14 protein-coding genes are annotated in these 12,071 nt (G+C 65.9%); 11 read left to right on the top strand and 3 right to left on the bottom strand.

The annotated features are described in order from the left end of the window. Window positions 1-125: 125 nt before the first annotated feature. Window positions 126-1,025, bottom strand: coding sequence for a protein-L-isoaspartate O-methyltransferase family protein (locus IC232_RS12670; RefSeq protein WP_190845324.1), 900 nt, complete (start codon window positions 1,023-1,025; stop codon window positions 126-128). A 178-nt stretch (window positions 1,026-1,203) separates the two neighbouring features. Between IC232_RS12670 and IC232_RS12675 the strand changes: the two genes are divergently transcribed. The 5 genes from IC232_RS12675 to IC232_RS12695 all read left to right on the top strand — a co-directional run bounded on the left by IC232_RS12675 (window position 1,204) and on the right by IC232_RS12695 (window position 6,149). Then, window positions 1,204-1,830, top strand: a complete 627-nt coding sequence (locus IC232_RS12675) for a thioredoxin domain-containing protein (RefSeq protein WP_190845325.1) — start codon at window positions 1,204-1,206, stop codon at window positions 1,828-1,830. A 207-nt stretch (window positions 1,831-2,037) separates the two neighbouring features. After that, window positions 2,038-3,594 (top strand): murein biosynthesis integral membrane protein MurJ, encoded by a 1,557-nt coding sequence (gene murJ / locus IC232_RS12680; RefSeq protein ID WP_190845326.1) that lies wholly within the window; start codon window positions 2,038-2,040, stop codon window positions 3,592-3,594. Window positions 3,595-3,726: 132 nt separating this feature from the next. Beyond that, window positions 3,727-4,767 carry a tryptophan--tRNA ligase gene (gene trpS / locus IC232_RS12685; protein WP_190845393.1) on the top strand — a complete coding sequence of 347 codons (1,041 nt, stop codon included), beginning with the start codon at window positions 3,727-3,729 and terminating at the stop codon, window positions 4,765-4,767. Window positions 4,768-4,857: 90 nt separating this feature from the next. After that, window positions 4,858-5,355, top strand: a complete 498-nt coding sequence (locus tag IC232_RS12690) for a universal stress protein (RefSeq protein ID WP_190845327.1) — start codon at window positions 4,858-4,860, stop codon at window positions 5,353-5,355. A 233-nt stretch (window positions 5,356-5,588) separates the two neighbouring features. Next, complete coding sequence (locus IC232_RS12695; protein WP_190845328.1) at window positions 5,589-6,149, top strand: NifU family protein; 561 nt, start codon at window positions 5,589-5,591, stop codon at window positions 6,147-6,149. A 96-nt stretch (window positions 6,150-6,245) separates the two neighbouring features. Here IC232_RS12695 and IC232_RS12700 read toward each other — a convergent pair whose 3' ends face one another. Continuing rightward, complete coding sequence (locus IC232_RS12700; RefSeq protein WP_190845329.1) at window positions 6,246-6,830, bottom strand: NUDIX hydrolase; 585 nt, start codon at window positions 6,828-6,830, stop codon at window positions 6,246-6,248. A 134-nt stretch (window positions 6,831-6,964) separates the two neighbouring features. On the opposite strand from IC232_RS12700, the gene tsaB reads away from it, so the two are divergent. From tsaB to IC232_RS12720, 4 genes are all read left to right on the top strand, one after another. Next, window positions 6,965-7,648, top strand: a complete 684-nt coding sequence (tsaB, locus tag IC232_RS12705) for a tRNA (adenosine(37)-N6)-threonylcarbamoyltransferase complex dimerization subunit type 1 TsaB (RefSeq protein WP_190845330.1) — start codon at window positions 6,965-6,967, stop codon at window positions 7,646-7,648. A 25-nt stretch (window positions 7,649-7,673) separates the two neighbouring features. Then, window positions 7,674-8,159, top strand: a complete 486-nt coding sequence (locus IC232_RS12710) for a GNAT family N-acetyltransferase (protein ID WP_190845331.1) — start codon at window positions 7,674-7,676, stop codon at window positions 8,157-8,159. Window positions 8,160-8,402: 243 nt separating this feature from the next. Next, window positions 8,403-8,777, top strand: a complete 375-nt coding sequence (locus IC232_RS12715; RefSeq protein WP_190845394.1) for a Fur family transcriptional regulator — start codon at window positions 8,403-8,405, stop codon at window positions 8,775-8,777. After that, window positions 8,774-9,544, top strand: coding sequence for a lysophospholipid acyltransferase family protein (locus IC232_RS12720; RefSeq protein WP_190845332.1), 771 nt, complete (start codon window positions 8,774-8,776; stop codon window positions 9,542-9,544). The genes IC232_RS12715 and IC232_RS12720 overlap by 4 nt, the downstream gene beginning before the upstream one ends. 239 nt (window positions 9,545-9,783) lie before the next feature. On the opposite strand, the gene gcvA is transcribed toward IC232_RS12720, so the two are convergent. Then, a complete protein-coding gene (gene gcvA, locus IC232_RS12725; RefSeq protein ID WP_190845333.1) occupies window positions 9,784-10,719 on the bottom strand; it encodes a transcriptional regulator GcvA in 936 nt (311 codons plus the stop codon). 123 nt (window positions 10,720-10,842) lie between these two features. Here gcvA and IC232_RS12730 point away from each other — a divergent pair, with 123 nt between their 5' ends. Next, window positions 10,843-11,082 (top strand): DUF1127 domain-containing protein, encoded by a 240-nt coding sequence (locus IC232_RS12730; protein WP_190845334.1) that lies wholly within the window; start codon window positions 10,843-10,845, stop codon window positions 11,080-11,082. Window positions 11,083-11,100: 18 nt separating this feature from the next. Continuing rightward, window positions 11,101-11,784, top strand: coding sequence for a glutathione S-transferase family protein (locus tag IC232_RS12735; protein ID WP_190845335.1), 684 nt, complete (start codon window positions 11,101-11,103; stop codon window positions 11,782-11,784). Window positions 11,785-12,071 lie beyond the last annotated feature (287 nt).

Genomic DNA, 12,071 nt, shown 5'->3' on the forward strand with positions numbered 1-12,071 from the left:
GGGTCCATCCGATGCTTCCTCCATAGATGAGAGCATCGTTCGGAGCGGACCCGGAGGGCCACGTCAGTGAAAACCGGGTCCACTCTTCGCTGGCGCGGCCCGCTGGGTCCGCACGATGCTCTCGATTATTCCGGCACCGCGTCATAGGACAAAGCCCAGCCCGCTCCGGTGAAGCAGCACCGTCCGGGTGGTGCACTCTCCCGCCAGACCAGGCTGCGCACGAACTCCATCCCGCCGCTCTCGAAGGCGGCCTGAAGCGCCTGCCTGTCCGCTCCCGGCTGCGACAGTTGCCCTTCCGCGCAGACGAAGGACACATGGCCGAGCCATCGCACGGCAAGGCCGGCGCTTTTCCGCGTCACGCACAACCCCGCACCGTAAAGGGAGTGCGTCCCGCCCTGCGGGCTCGCCTTCGGCCGCGGAACGCCGAGGGGGAAGATGAGCCGGCCATTCGGGTTGAGGTGATCGATCCAGGCCTCGGCCGGACGTTCGACGGCAAAATTCACGTAAATCGCATCCACATCCTCGCGCGGCCATTCGGCACCGTCACCCTGGATGACGGTGAAGTTGGGCAGGTCCGCCAGATTGTCCCGGGCACGCTCGGCCAGATCGGGATCGAACTCGACGGCGAGCACATGCCCGTGTGCGCCGACGAGATGCGCGAGCAGCGCCGTGTAATAGCCCGTTCCCGCGCCGATGTGAGCCACGCGCTCGCCCTCGCGCAGGCGCAGAGAATGCAGGCAGCGGGCATGCAGCGACGGGCTGCCGTTGTTGACGCCGTTTTCCGACGCGAGGGCGAAGAGCGCATCCTGATAGAGCACAACCGGGTCGTGCGATGCGACCGCCTCGTAACCTCTCAGCCCGCGTGACATCAGCCAGGGCGGCGCGCCGAGGAAGCGCTCGCGCGCAACGGCGGCGAACGCCTCTTCGAGCCTGGAATCGTCTGCGATGCCGGAGAGCGCGAGAATCTGCTTGGCATAGGCGCGCCGGATCACGGCCAGTTCGTCATGGCTGAAAACGGAATTCATCGGGCATCCCCCATCTGTTGCAGCGATTGTCCGCGCAAGCAGCGCCAAGTGCAACTGAGTAGCTCGACACGCCAATCAAGCTTCATCCTTCACGAGTGTGCGAGACGGCAAACCTTGGCCTTGCCATCGCCATGATCGGACGGCACGAGGGGCTTCCCCTCAGTCGAGTTGCTTCGTCATGATCCTGTCCCGCCGTGCTCTTCTCGCCGGCCTTGCCGCATCCGGCACCGGCCTTCCCGCCTTCGCACAATCCGGGCCGGAGCCGCAGCTTGTTCCCATCGAGCTGGTGGAGGATACGCTGGCCCTGCCGTCCGCCGTGCGCCTCGGTCACAAGCATGGCGACGTGATCATGGTCGAATACTTCGACTACAACTGCCCTTGGTGCAAACGCTCGGCCGGGGATCTGCCGGCGCTGCTGAAGGCTGAGCCGGATCTCTCCTACGTGCTGGTGAATTTCGCCGTGCTCGGCATCCCGTCGGTGACGGCGACGAAGGCGGCGCTCGCCTATCTCCAGCTCCACGGCTCCGAGCGCTACCTCGACCTGCACCTCGCCCTGTTCCGCCTGCGCGGCACGGTGGATGGAAACCGGGTGCTCGCTGAGGCCGAGCGCCTCGGCGGCAGCCGCACGCGCCTGGAAGAGACAGCCAATGCCGAGCGCACGACGCAGTGGATGAAGGACACCCTCAAACTCGGCGACTCCCTCGGTTTCGTCGCTACCCCGTCCTTCCTGGTCGCCACGCAATCCTACGCGGGCGGCATGACGCTCGCCCAGAAGCGGGAGGCGATTGCGCAGGCGCGGGGGTAATCTCCCACTGTCATTCCGGGGCGACCATAGGTCGAGCCCGGAATCCATAATTACGACATTCCAAGAAGGGCGATCAGCGCCACACTTCCCTTTGCACCGTCAGCGTTTGTGGATTCCGGGCTCCGCTGCGCGGCCCCGGAATGACAGTGGTCACGTCGGTACACCTGCCTTGGACTTTCCCTTCGGACTCGCTAAGCCTCAGAGCGCATGTCGCTCTTCCGCTCCTCCCTTCTGGTCGGCCTCGGCTCGGTCGCCTCGCGTGTCCTCGGCTTCGCGCGCGACGTGCTGTTCGCGCAGGCCCTGGGCGCCGGTCCGGTGGCGGATGCGTTTCTCGCGGCTTTGCGCCTGCCCAACCTCGTGCGCCGCATCGTCGGCGAGGGCGGGCTCAATCCGGTGATCGTGCCGGCCTTGAGCCGTGCGGGTCCGGACGAAGGCGCGACAGTGGCAGGCGATGCGCTCAGCGTCTTCGCCCTTGCGCTGCTGGCGCTCACCGGCCTCGTAGAGATCGGCGCGGGCCTCATCGCCCTTCTCCTTGCGCCGGGCCTGCACGACGATGGCGAGACGCTGGCGCTGGTCGCGCTCTATACCCGCCTGTCCTTTCCCATCGTGCTCTGCGTGACGCTCGCCTCCATCGCGGCGGCCGTTCTCAACGGGCGCGGGCGCTTCGCGGCAACGGCGCTTGCGCCGCTGGCGGTCAACGGCGGTCTCATCCTGACACTCGTGGTGCTGGAGAGCGGATTCGATCTTCCTCTCGTGGAGAAGGCCGCATGGCTTGCCGCCGCCTCAACCCTCGCCGGCCTGATCCAGCTAGCCATCGTGGCAGCCGCTCTCCTCAAAGGCAGGTCGCGCCTCGTCCGTTTTCGCCGACCGCGCTGGTCGCCCCTCCTGAAGAGCCTCCTTCTGGCAGGACTGCCCGTGCTCGCCGCCAGCGGCGCGGTGCAGATCTACTTTCTGGCCGCCACACAGATCGCCTCCTTCTGGCCTTCCGGCGTCTCCTGGCTCTACTACGCCGAGCGCGTCATGCAGCTGCCGCTTGGGCTCATGGCGGGCTTGAGCGCGGGCCTGCTCCTGCCGGAGCTCGCCCGGCGGTATCAGGCGGGTGAGCGGCAGGCTCTCATAACAGCGCAGAACCGCGCACTCGAGGTAGCGCTGTTGCTCGCCCTGCCCGCCAGCGCAGCCCTGATCATCCTCGCCCGTCCCATCAGCACGGTTCTCTTCGAGCGCGGCGCCTTCGGATCCGCCGACACGGAGGGCACCGCCCTGGTGCTCATGGCCCTGAGCCTCGGCCTGCCGTTCGCCACGGTGGGGAAAGTCCTGAGCCAGACCCTTTTCGCCCTGGGCTCCTTAAGGATGGCCTTCATGGCCGCCGGCATGGGCCTCGTGGTGACCGTGACCGCCTCCCTTCTCCTCGCCTGGGCGCTCGGCCCGACGGGGATCGCGCTCGGAGTCAGCCTCGGCTGCCTTGGACATGCGGGCGCGGTGACCCTGGGGCTGCACCGATTCGGCCTCTGGTCGCCCGACCGCCAGAGCCTGAGCCGCTTGGTGCGAACGGTAACGGCCACCATCGTCATGAGCCTTGGGCTTCTCGGCGCCAGAAGCACGTTTCCCGAGCCGGGGCCTCTCATGCTGGCGGCCCTGTGCCTCGGCGGCTTCACCCTTTATGCGCTTGCCGCTCTCGCGACCGGCGCGGTGACCCGCGACGATTGGGCCTCTCTCACGAAAAAATCGTCAGAACCCTTGCGTCCCGACGCGGGCCTGTCATAACCCGCGCCGCAGAGAAGCATGTTCCGGGAAGGCGGTTCTTCCGCCTTCCGTCAGGACGATGCATTGGAAAAGAGTTCGGGGCAGCGCGCGGGTTATCTGGCTCGCATAAGCGTCCCGCGGGAGTTCAAGGCGATGGCGCAGTTCAAGGAGCTGGTGTTCTCGGGCGTTCAGCCCACGGGAAACCTTCATCTCGGGAATTATCTCGGCGCCATCAAGCGCTTCGTGGCCATGCAGGAGAACTACGACTGCATCTACTGCGTCGTGGACATGCACGCGATCACGGTGCCGCAGAACCCGGCCGACCTCACCCGGCAGATCCGGGAGGTGACCGCCGCGTTCCTCGCCGCCGGCATCGACCCCAAGCGCCACATCGTCTTCAACCAGTCCCAGGTGCCCCAGCACGCGGAGCTCGCCTGGGTGTTCAACTGCGTCGCCCGCCTTGGCTGGCTCAACCGCATGACCCAGTTCAAGGACAAGGCCGGCAAGGACCGCGAGAACGCCTCTGTGGGCCTCTACGCCTATCCGAGCCTGATGGCGGCCGACATCCTGGTCTACCGCGCCACCCATGTGCCGGTGGGCGAGGACCAGAAGCAGCATCTGGAGCTCACCCGCGACATCGCCCAGAAGTTCAACAACGACTGGGCCGAGTCGATCGCCGCCCACGGCTTCGGCGAGGCCTTCTTCCCGCTCACCGAGCCCATGATCCAGGGCCCGGCCACCCGGGTCATGTCCCTGCGCGACGGATCGAAGAAGATGTCGAAGTCGGATCCGTCCGACTACTCGCGCATCAACCTCACGGACGACCAGGACACCATCGCCCAAAAGGTGCGCAAGGCGAAGACCGATCCCGAGCCCCTGCCCTCCGAGGTCGAGGGCCTGAAGGCTCGGCCCGAAGCCGAGAACCTCGTGGCGATCTACGCGGCGCTCATGGACACCACGCCGGAAGAGGTGCTGCGCCAGCATGGCGGCGCGCAGTTCTCTGGCTTCAAGGCGTCGCTGGTCGACGTGGCGGTGACGAAGCTCTCGCCGGTCGCCGACGAGATGCGCCGCCTCATGGCCGATCCCGGTCACATCGATGCGGTGCTGGCGGACGGCTCCGCGCGGGCGCGGGCGCTCGCCTCCGTGACCATGGATGCGGTCAAGGACATCCTCGGATTCGTGCGCGCTCGCTGACCCCATGCGCTGCTTAAAAGAGCGGCATGCGACCGGCTTGCCCTTGCCCCAAAGGCAGGGCAGCATCCGGGGTTATCAGGAGAGCGTTCCGTGAGCGACAAGCGTCGATCTTACGAATCGGGCCACAGGCCGAAATTCATGGTGGTGGTCGACAAGACCCCGGAATGCGCCCGGGCGGTGCACTTCGCCTCCCGCCGCGCGGCCCGCACCGGTGCCAGCATGGTGATGCTGGCCGTCGTCGACCCGCCCGACAATTTCGAATGGATCGGCGTGGGCGAGGCCATGATCGAGGAGGCGAGCGAGGAAGCCCAGAAGCTTCTCGATGCCGCCGCCCGCGAGGCCCGCAGCGCCGCGGGCGTCGAACCCGAGCAGATCATCCGCGTCGGCACCCGGGCGGACGAGATCATGAAGCTGATCCAGGAGGACGAGGACATCTCCTTCCTGGTGCTCGGTGCCGGCAGCAGCAAGGAGGGTCCCGGCCCCTTGGTGTCGACGCTGGGCGGCCGCGCCGCCGCCTCCTTTCCAGTCCCCATCGTGATCGTGCCCGGCGGCCTGTCGGACGAGCAGATCGACGCGCTCGCGGGGTAGCGGTTCTGTCATCCCGGACGAACCGCGGCGAAGATCCGGGATCGCCCACAGAGCACGCTCTATTCTCGTTCCGTGATCCCAGGTTCTGCTGCGCAGCCCCAGGATGACGTCTGAGTATGGCTTCTCCCCTTGGAATCCGTCCCGATTCGATCCACATTGGGAGAGGAATCTGTTAGAACAATTCTAAATCCACCACTCGGCCGGCCTTGAACCGGCGCAGAGGACGAACGACGATGTTTATTCAGACTGAAGCGACCCCCAATCCCGCCACCCTGAAGTTCCTGCCCGGCCGCGTGGTCATGCCCGAAGGCACCTTCGAGGCCAAGAATCCTGAGCAGGGTGAAGTCTCCCCGCTGGCCGAGCGCCTCTTTGCCGTGCCGGGCGTCACCGGCGTGTTCTTCGGCTACGACTTCGTCACCGTGACGAAAGCCGATGGCGAGTGGCAGCATCTGAAGCCGGCGATCCTCGGCGCGATCATGGAGCATTTCATGACTGGCGCGCCGCTCTTCGCCAACGGCTATGGCGTCAGCCAAGAGGACGGTGAAGAGTTCTTCGACGATGCGGACGCTGCAACCGTCGAGACCATCAAGGAGCTGCTCGAGACCCGCATCCGCCCGGCGGTGGCGGGCGACGGTGGCGACATCACCTTCCGCGGCTTCAAGGACGGCACGGTTTACCTCGTCATGAAGGGCGCCTGCTCCGGCTGCCCGTCCTCGACGGCTACGCTCCGCCACGGCATCCAGAACCTGCTGCGCCACTTCCTGCCGGACGTGCGCGAGGTGCAGGCCGTCTGACGCCTGTTCGATACAAGGACCGGAAGCTTGGGTATCGAAGCGCGGCTGAAAAAGCCGCGCTTTTTCTTAAAGGACTTCTAATAAGCCGCGTGAGGTTCACAGGCTCCACTTGCCGATAGCGCCCAGCGCAATGGCCAGGGAGGCGATCTGCATCGCATTCGTGATCGTACCATCGGCAGCAAGCCGGATGGCTTCCTGAACCGGGATCCGCACCACCTTGATCTGCTCGGCTGGGTCGTTCAGCGTCTTGCCGCACAGGCGCACCCCCTGCGCCAGCACGGTATGGCAGAAATTCGTGTGGGTCGCGGGATTGGGCGAGTGCTTGCCGAAAGAGCGCCAGCGCTCCGCAACATATCCTGTCTCCTCCTCGAGCTCGCGGGCCGCCGCCGCGACCGGGGATGAATCGTCCCCGTCGATCGCCCCCGCCGGCAGCTCGAGAGACATGCCCCCATAGCCGTGGCGATACTGCTCGACCAAGATGATGTGATCCTCATCATCAAGGGCCACCACATGAACCCAATCGGGATATTCGAGCACGTAATAGGGCGCCACCTCCACGCCGTCGGCAGTCACGCAATCGTCGGCGCGAAGTCCGATCCAGCGGTCGCGAATCACGTCGCGCGAGGTTTTCACGGTCCAGGGCTTGGGCTCAGTGGAAGAAGGGTCTGATCTGGTTGTCATGGGCCGATCATGGCATTGGCTATCTAGCCTGCTCAAGCTGAAACCCTTTGGTCGCGCGACGGAAGCATGAAACCGGGTTTCCTCTGGTCGGCTTCATGCTCTAAAGAAACGCACAGACCCCACGGAGACAACCCTTGCGCGTCCTTGCCATCGATACCGCCCTCGGCGCCTGCTCGGCCTGCATCGTCGAGGCCGGAGAGAATGTGCCGCTGGCCGCCGAAACCATCCCCATGGAGCGCGGCCACGCGGAGGCCCTGATGCCGCTCCTCGACCGGCTCTCCGCACAGGTGGACGGCGGGTTCGAGAGCCTCGACCGGGTCGCCGTGACGGTGGGGCCCGGCAGCTATACGGGCCTCAGGGTCGGCATCAGCGCGGCCCGCGGCATCGGTCTGGCGGCCGGCATCCCCGTCGTGGGCGTTGCCACCCTGTCGGCCTTCCTGGCGCCGCTCATGGTGGGCGACAAGCGCGGGCTCTTCACCGCCGCCATCGATGCCAAGCACGGCCACCTCTACATCCAGGCCATTGCGCCCGGTGGGCGCAGCATCATCCCGCCGGGGCTCATGACCTATCGCGACGCGATCCGGCTTCTCGGTTCCGGGCCCATCATCGTGGCCGGATCGGCCGCCGCCATGCTGGCCGCCGAGGCCCGGATCCAGGGCGTCGATGCTCATGTGAGCGACGTGTCGGCGTTTCCCGACATCGGCTGGGTGGCGCGCCTCGGGGCGCTGGCCGACCCGGCCCAGGCCCTGCCGAAGCCGCTCTACCTCCGCGAGCCCGACGCCAAGCCGCAGGACGGGGCGCGAATCGCCAGGCAATAGGAACTCCCGCAGTAGAAGCCGCGCGATGAGCATTCTCGACCGCTTCCTCCACCCGCCTGCGCCCCATGTGGAGCCTGTCGGCACCGATGCCGCCGCGCGGCTTGCCGCGATCCACGCCTCGGCCTTCCCGCGCCCGTGGAGTACGCTTGATTTCGAACGCCTGCTTGGGGAGCGCGGCGTCATGGCGGACGGGCTTTTCCTCGGCCGCACCACCAGGCCAGCAGGCTTCGTCCTGTCGCGGATCGTGCTCGACGAGGCGGAGATCATCACGGTGGCGATCGCAGCCGAGGCGCGTGGAAAAGGCCATGCGCGTACCTTGCTCATCCCCCATCTCGATGCTCTGTCCCGCCGGGGCGTCGCCCGCGTGCATCTGGAGGTCGAGGAGGGGAATACGCCTGCCATCGCCCTCTACCGCCGCGCCGGGTTTGGCGAGATCGGTCGGCGGGAGGGCTATTACCACAAGGCCGACGGCACGAAGGCTTCGGCGCTCACCATGGCGCTCGACCTATAGCCCCGTTCGCCTCTGTCCCTTATAAGCCTCCGCAAGCGCATCGTGCGGAAAAGTGGACCCGGTTTTCCGCATCAACGATGCGCAGCTTAATAGATGAGCATCGGATGGGTCCCAAAAGTGGAAGCCACTTTTGGGTCCGATGCGGAAGGAGATGTTTCAGCCTTGGCCACACGCAACAGCACATCCGCCAGAACGCGCCGGTCGGACGCCATCGAGCGTGCCTGCCGCGACAAGGGCCTGCGCATGACGGGCCAGCGCAAGATCATCGCGCAGGTGCTCGATTCGGCCGAGGACCATCCCGACGTGGTGGAGCTGCATCGCCGCGCCGTGCAGGTGGACGACCGCATTTCGCTCTCCACCGTCTATCGCACGGTGAAGCTATTCGAGACGGAGGGCATTCTCGAGCGGCTCGATTTCCGCGACGGGCGCTCGCGCTACGAGCAGGCCGCCCGCGAGCACCACGACCACCTGATCAATCTCGAGACGGGCGACGTGATCGAGTTCCGCTCCGAGGAGATCGAGGCGCTGCAGAACGAGATCGCCCGGCGGCTCGGCTACAAGGTGGTGTATCACCGGCTCGAACTCTACGCGGTCCCGCTGGACAAGGACGACGCGTGACAACACTCGCCGTCGCCTTCCAGCTGGGGCTGCTCGGCCTGTGCAGCCTCGTGCTCGTGCCGCTGCAGATGCTCGCGCTGCGCCTCGGTTGGTCGGCCACCCTGCACGTGCTGCCGATGTGGTTTCACCGGGCGCTTCTCAAAATCTTCAACGTGCGCGTGATCGAGCGCGGCACACCGCCCGGTAAGGCGCCCACCATCGTGGTGTCGAACCACGTATCCTGGCTCGACATTCCGGTGATCGGCTCGCTGCACCCACTCTCCTTCATCGCGAAATCCGAGATCGAGGGCTGGCCGGTGGTGGGCTTCATGGCGACGCTCCAGCGCTCCGTGTTCATCGACCGGCAGCGCCGCAAGGCGACGGCAGAGGTCAACGACGCGCTGGCCCACCGGCTGGTGAAGGGCGAGGTGGTCGTGCTGTTTGCCGAGGGCACTACGAGCGACGGCAACCGGCTCCTGCCCTTCCGCTCCTCCCTGGTGGGCGCCGCCCAGACGGCGCTCATGCATGACAGCGTCGAGCGCGTGCTCCTGCAGCCACTCGCCATCACCTACACGCGCCGCCACGGCATGCCTGTGACCCGGCGCGACCGCCCCTTCATCGCCTGGTACGGCGACATGGACCTGGCGCCCCACCTCAAGCTGTTCATCCAGGGCATTCCCATCGACGTGGTGGTGACCTGGGGCGAGCCGATGCCGTTCAACGGCAGCCGCAAGCAGGCCACCGCCTTCGCCGAGGCCGAGGTGCGGCGGGCATTGAGGGCGGCTTAAAGTCACCAGCACATCCGTCATCCCTGGGCTCGTCCCGGCCATCCACGTCTTCATCTCCCACTCAACCTCATCCTGAGGAGGTCGCGGAGCGACCGTCTCGAAGGAGGCTCCAGTACCCTCTGGACGCTCCTTCGATACGCCGCTTGCAGCGGCTCCTCAGGATGAGGGAGAGGATGTAATGAGGGGTTTTGAAGACGTGGATGGCCGGAACAAGTCCGGCCATGACGATGAGGGTTTCATCACCGCGCCCCATCGGCCTCCGCAGCCTGTGCCCTCGCCTCGTCGAGCAGCCAGGCGCGGAAGGCTGCCAGGGCCGGCCGATCCGCCGTCGCCTCCGGGCAGACGATGTAATACTGGTAGGCGCCCTTCACCTGATGCGGGAAGGGCCGGACGAGACGGCCGGCCTTCAGGTAATCGCCGATGAGCACATTGGTGGCGAGCGCCACGCCCTGCCCGGACGCGGCGGCCTGCAGGCAGAGGTAGGTATGGGTGAAGCGGGGGCTGCGCGAGGTGTCGATCCCCGAGACGCCGACCTCTGCCAGCCACCGGTCCCAGGTGGTGTAGTCCGGGACCCCATCGACGGCCTCGTAGATCAGGGTGTGACGCAGCAGATCGGCGGGCTCGCGCAAAGGCCGGTCCGGATTGTTGAGCAGGGCCGCGCTGCACACGGCGAAGAAGAACTCCTCCATCAGCAGGTCCGTACGCAGACCCGGATAGTTGCCGCGCCCGAAGCGGATTGCCACGTCCACGTCCTCGCGATCGAAGTCGGTGAGGTGACCCGACACCGAGACGCGGACATCCAGCTCCGGATGGCGCTCCCGAAAGGCGCCGAGCCGCGGGATGAGCCAGTTCGAGGCAAGGCTCGGCATGGCGCTGACGGTGATGACGTTGGACGCCTCCGGCCTTAAGGCGCGCGCGGTGGCCTCATCGAGCCGGTTGAGGGCCTCGGTGACGGACACCGCATAGCGCTCGCCCAACGGCGTCAGCGCCACGCCCCGGCTCGGCTGGCGCACGAAAAGGGGCCTCCCAATCCAGGCTTCCAGGGCTTTCACCTGCTGGCCAACGGCGCTCGCTGTCACGGCGATCTCGTCGCCGGCCTTTTCGAAGCTGAGGTGGCGGGCTGCGGCCTCGAAGGCGCGCAGGGCATTGAGGGGCGGGAGACGGCGGCGGGACATCGGCACCTTTGAGGTACTCTTCCCAAGTTTTCCTTGGGCAGAGCTGAAGAACTTCTCGTTTGCTTGGAGCCTATCACAGGAGCACATTCATCTCCAGAGAAACGCCATCGAAGGAGAACCGTCATGGCGACCGGATATGCCACAGCAAATCTTGGGTTCCACACCACTCACCGCAACCATGGGAGCACGCTCATGAACCTGCTTTTGCGCTATGAGGCTTGGCTCGACCGCCGCAGGACCTCCAAGATCCTGTACGAGCTCGACGATCACGCGCTGCATGATATCGGGTTGTCGCGGGCCGACGTGGAGGGCTTGAATGAGGCCTCTTGGCAGGACCACCTGCCGCCGTCGATCAGACGCTGATCTTCTGAAAGGCTCCCGATGAAGCTCTATTCCGGCCCCGTCAGCCTCTTCTCCCGTAAAGTGGAGATCGCCCTTTACGAGAAGGGGCTCGCCTTCGAGCGCATCGGAGTCATCTTCAGCCAGACGAAGGGTTACGCCCCCAAGCACCCGGACGTGCTGGCGCTCAATCCCAAGGGACAGGTCCCGGTTTTCACCGACGGGGATCTGTCCCTCTACGATTCGACCGTGATCCTCGAATATCTGGAAGACGCTTACCCAGAGCCGGCGCTCTACCCGAGAGATCCGCGCGAGCGCGCCCGCTGCCGCCTGCTCGACGTCTTCGCCGACGAGATCATGCTGGCGCCCTTGCGCTTCCTCATGCACCGGACCGAGCCGAAGCCGGAGGACCTGGAGCGCTGGGAGGCGAAGGAGCTCAAGGCGAGAGAGGCCGAGCCTGCGCTCGCCGGCCATTTCGCTACCCTCGACCGCCAGCTCCAAAACCAGGATTATCTCTGCGGTGCCTTCTCGGCAGCCGACATTGCCGTGTTCATGACCGTCTTCTGGACCCGCCGTCTGGGTGGGGCGTCCCTGAGAGGACATGAGAACTTGGCCGGCTGGTATGAGCGGCTCAGCGCGCGTCCTGCTTTCGCGAAGGTCGTTGCTGAAATTCTGGCCGCCGATGCGGAATTGTCCGCGCCGGTCGAGGGTGCGTTCCGCGAGTGAAGCCGACCACGGGCAATGGTCATCCCGGACGGCGCAGCCGATCCGGGATTGCTGGACAAGTGTGGCTCCCTTTACCTCTCCCTGAGGGAGAGGTCGGACCGGAGGTCCGGGTGAGGGGTTGGCGTCCTCTCCGGATAGACCTGTAACCCCTCACCCCAACCCTCTCTCTCAGGGAGAGGGAGACCAGTGTCTCTTTCTGCATCCGATCCCGGATATTCGCTGCGCTCCGTCCGGAATGACCGCCACAGCGTAAAATCCTTGAGCCAAACAGCCGCTATTCTCTTGCG

Origin of the sequence: Microvirga sp. (genome assembly GCF_014699075.1) — a bacterium.
Classification (GTDB): Bacteria; Pseudomonadota; Alphaproteobacteria; order Rhizobiales; family Beijerinckiaceae; genus Microvirga.

Bases quoted from the DNA above. Each gene is read 5' to 3' on its own strand.
- IC232_RS12670 (WP_190845324.1), bottom strand. From the start codon at position 1,025: ATGAATTCCGTTTTCAGCCATGACGAACTGGCCGTGATCCGGCGCGCC.
- IC232_RS12675 (WP_190845325.1), top strand. From the start codon at position 1,204: ATGATCCTGTCCCGCCGTGCTCTTCTCGCCGGCCTTGCCGCATCCGGC.
- murJ (WP_190845326.1), top strand. From the start codon at position 2,038: ATGTCGCTCTTCCGCTCCTCCCTTCTGGTCGGCCTCGGCTCGGTCGCC.
- trpS (WP_190845393.1), top strand. From the start codon at position 3,727: ATGGCGCAGTTCAAGGAGCTGGTGTTCTCGGGCGTTCAGCCCACGGGA.
- IC232_RS12695 (WP_190845328.1), top strand. From the start codon at position 5,589: ATGTTTATTCAGACTGAAGCGACCCCCAATCCCGCCACCCTGAAGTTC.
- IC232_RS12700 (WP_190845329.1), bottom strand. From the start codon at position 6,830: ATGACAACCAGATCAGACCCTTCTTCCACTGAGCCCAAGCCCTGGACC.
- IC232_RS12710 (WP_190845331.1), top strand. From the start codon at position 7,674: ATGAGCATTCTCGACCGCTTCCTCCACCCGCCTGCGCCCCATGTGGAG.
- IC232_RS12715 (WP_190845394.1), top strand. From the start codon at position 8,403: ATGACGGGCCAGCGCAAGATCATCGCGCAGGTGCTCGATTCGGCCGAG.
- gcvA (WP_190845333.1), bottom strand. From the start codon at position 10,719: ATGTCCCGCCGCCGTCTCCCGCCCCTCAATGCCCTGCGCGCCTTCGAG.
- IC232_RS12730 (WP_190845334.1), top strand. From the start codon at position 10,843: ATGGCGACCGGATATGCCACAGCAAATCTTGGGTTCCACACCACTCAC.
- IC232_RS12735 (WP_190845335.1), top strand. From the start codon at position 11,101: ATGAAGCTCTATTCCGGCCCCGTCAGCCTCTTCTCCCGTAAAGTGGAG.